The sequence below is a fragment of the Nonomuraea cypriaca genome (genome assembly GCF_015645445.1).
Taxonomy (GTDB): Bacteria; Actinomycetota; Actinomycetes; order Streptosporangiales; family Streptosporangiaceae; genus Nonomuraea; species Nonomuraea cypriaca.
On the sequence record NZ_JADOGI010000576.1, the window covers coordinates 1 to 598 of the forward strand.

Here is a 598-nt window from a genome sequence, read left to right on the forward strand (position 1 = left end):
CCAGCGCCTTGGTCGGTACACAGCCGATGTTGATGCACGTCCCTCCGTACATCTGATCCGACTGCTCCACCATGACGACCCTCTTGCCCTCGCGTCCCATGGTCCCCGCGAGATCCTTCCCGCCCTTGCCGAAACCGATGACCAACACGTCGGCCGTGATGCCGATGCTCTCTGCTTCGCTCATATCTCTCACCATTTCCACACGCCGGCCGGCCCGAAGTTCGCCCTCAGCCCCGCCCTTCCGGGCCAGGCGATCAGAGGCGGGCGGCACTTTCAGGCCGTCGGCAGACCGTTAGGCAGCATTTCTCTCTCGAAGGATTCGCGTCCTGACTCGTCGAACAGCGCGAAGAGCTTCTGTACTTCGTCCTTGAGAAGGACGATCTGAGAGAAGCCGACCAGTTCGCCATTGACCCGGATCGGTGAGACCGTGACCAGGATCGTAATTTTTCCGTAGGGCCTGGCGACGTAGTGTACCGGCTCGACGCGGCCCTCTTCGAAAAGCCGGAGCATGGCGTCGAAACGGGGATTGGTCACCGCTCGGCGATGGTGCTTCCGGACGTCGTTTCCGATGTATTCGGGCATCCGGTCGAGGTGCTCC

2 protein-coding genes are annotated in these 598 nt (G+C 61.7%); both read right to left on the minus strand.

Annotated elements, in window-relative coordinates; translation table 11 throughout:
• A partial coding sequence (locus tag ITP53_RS55690; protein WP_195903539.1) for an FAD-dependent oxidoreductase occupies positions 1-184 on the minus strand: 184 nt, incomplete at its 3' end.
• A gap of 89 nt (positions 185-273) precedes the next feature.
• Positions 274-598, minus strand: a 325-nt coding sequence (locus tag ITP53_RS55695; RefSeq protein ID WP_207757793.1) for a hypothetical protein, incomplete at its 5' end; no start/stop codon positions are given.